The sequence below is a fragment of the Allobosea sp. genome, from assembly GCF_030694325.1.
In the GTDB taxonomy this organism is placed as follows: Bacteria; Pseudomonadota; Alphaproteobacteria; order Rhizobiales; family Beijerinckiaceae; genus Allobosea.
On sequence record NZ_JAUXYO010000059.1, the window covers coordinates 1 to 2,490 of the forward strand.

Annotated in this window: 2 protein-coding genes; one reads left to right on the plus strand and one right to left on the minus strand. The window is 71.4% G+C overall.

What is annotated here, in order from left to right:
- On the minus strand, positions 1–1,379 hold a 1,379-nt coding region (locus Q8M82_RS03430), incomplete at its 3' end, for a uroporphyrinogen-III synthase (RefSeq protein WP_305689982.1).
- Positions 1,380–1,662: 283 nt separating this feature from the next.
- On the opposite strand from Q8M82_RS03430, the gene Q8M82_RS03435 reads away from it, so the two are divergent.
- The coding region (locus Q8M82_RS03435; protein WP_305689983.1) for a tRNA (adenosine(37)-N6)-threonylcarbamoyltransferase complex transferase subunit TsaD at positions 1,663–2,490 on the plus strand (828 nt) is incomplete at its 3' end.

Genomic DNA, 2,490 nt, shown 5'->3' on the forward strand with positions numbered 1-2,490 from the left:
CCGGCCTTGGCGGCGGCGTCGGAGGCGGCGGCGGCTTTCCTGTCCAGTTCGGCGGCGGCGCTCTGCAACGTGTCGAGGCGGCCCTGCAGCTGTGCGATCTGCTCTGGCGACACCGCAGGCGTCGTGCGCGACATGACCAGCATCACCAGCCCCGCCCCGACGGCCCCGCCGACAAGCCCCGCCAGCAGCAGCGACGGCAACCGCGAAGGAGCGGCCGCGGGCGCAGCGGCCGCAACGACGGCAGGTTCCGGCTTCTGGCGCAGGGCCTCCGCCGCGGCGGCCGGTTCGGCGTTGGTGGCACCCGGATATTCGCGCGGCAGCGCCTCGGTGGGGAGGACAGCCTCGGGCGGCACGTCGCTGCCGGGCTCACTGGCCTGTGGGGCGTGATCGACCGCAACCGGCCTCGCCTCGACGGGTTGGCTCGTCTCGACCGGCGCAGCCGACTCCGGCGCCGTCGGCGTCACCTCCGTTGCCGTCGCCTCGATCGTCGGCGGGGTCCGGCCGGAGCGCCCGCCCTTGCCTTTTCGCGTGCCGGCGCTCTCCGGCTTCTGGTCCGAGGGGCCGGCAGCCTTGCCGTCCGGCGTAACGGAATCTTTCATCGCGTCCTTGTCCGTCTCGACGCCCGACGGCGCAACATCGCCTTGTGTAGCATCCTCGCCGCGGCGATTGCGAGCGGACACTTGGTCCAGCGCCGCCAGCAGAGCCGCCTCCTCGGGATGCTCGGCCACGAGCACGGTGCTGGCACCGGCCGTGATCAGCGGCGCGGCGACGTCCGCCGAGAGCGCGACATGGGTGAGGTCGAGCAGCGGCTCGAGCACGCCGGCCGCACGGGCCAGTTCGAGGCAGGTGCGCACGCCCCTCGCCGAATAATGCAGCGCACCCTCGACCGTGCCCTGTTCGAGGGCTTCGCGCGCCTGTTCAGGCAGGATGGCGACGGCCTCGGCCGCATAGGCGGTCCAGACCGCCACGGAGAACCCCGCCTGCACCAGCCTGTCCCCGACATCGTCATGCCGGTCGCGGCCGACGATCAGCAGCAGGCGCGCCGCCGCTGGAAGCGCCTCCCCGATCAGCCGGATCAGATCGTCGCGGTTGCCATCGGCGCTGCGTGAGTCCGCGTGGCCGGTCTCGCGGACCTTGCTCGCCGTGCGGGCGCCGACGCTGAAAACGGGTATGTCGCGGGCCGCCGCAGGCAGCTCGGCGAGCGCTGGGACGGCATTGCCGCTGGTCAGGACGAGGGCGTCGAAAGGGCCCTCCGGCGCCGGCTCGCCCGTGCGCGACACGGTGAAGAGGGGGGCGAGCACCGGCTCATGACGGTGATCGCTCAAGGCGGCGGCGGTGCGCGCCGCCTCGGCCGGAGGGCGAAACACGAAAATGCGCATGCGATGTCCTTCTCCCCCCGCAGGACGATGACCCGCGCGGTCCGCTCCGCGACTGTTGCCACCGGCCTCATCCATTCCGCGCGGCTCCGTCCCGCGCAAGTCGTCAGCGGTTCCAAGTGCGCGAAGGGCTGCCGGGTTCCCGCGCCGCCATCCTCATCGTCCCACTCGCTGCCCCGCCCCTTGGCCTTCGCGGCACCGGCGGACTATAGGAGGAAGCGACCGGCGTGTTGCCGCCGAACCTCGCCCCCGATTCATCCTCCTGCCGAGACCTCATCGACCGATCATGCGTGTTTTGGGCATAGAGACGACTTGTGACGAGACCGCGGCTGCGATCGTCTCGGTCGAGCGCTCCGGCGAGGTCAGGATCCTCTCCAATGAGGTGCTCAGCCAGATTGCCGCCCACGCCGCCTATGGCGGGGTCGTCCCCGAGATCGCCGCGCGCGCCCATGTCGAGGCGATCGACCGGATCGTTTCCCGCGCCTTCGAGACGGCGGGGCTGGAGCCCGGCGAGATCGACGCGGTCGCGGCGGCCGCCGGCCCCGGCCTCGTCGGCGGCGTCATGGTCGGCCTGACCACGGCCAAGGCGATCGCGCTGGTCACGGGCAAGCCCTTCATCGCCGTCACCTCCGGGCCGGGCCTGATCGGCGGCCTGATGGTCGGGCTGATGACCGCCAAGGCCATTGCCATGGCGATGGCCTTGCCTTTCCTCGGCGTCAATCACCTCGAGGGCCATGCGCTGACGGCGCGGCTGACCGACAATCTCGCCTTTCCCTATCTGCTGCTCCTGGTCTCGGGCGGTCATACGCAGCTCTTGGCCGTGCGCGGCGTCGGCGACTACCTCAAGCTCGGCGGCACCATCGACGACGCCGTCGGCGAGGCCTTCGACAAGATCGCCAAGATGCTCGGCCTGCCCTATCCGGGCGGCCCCTCGGTCGAGCGCGAGGCAGCCAAGGGCGATCCCGAGCGCTTCGATTTTCCCCGCCCCATGCAGGGCCGGCCCAATCCGGATTTCTCGCTCTCGGGACTGAAGACGGCGGTGCGGCTCGTGGCCGAGCGGATCGCGCCGCTCTCCGACCGCGATGTCGCCGATCTCTGCGCCTCCTTCCACATA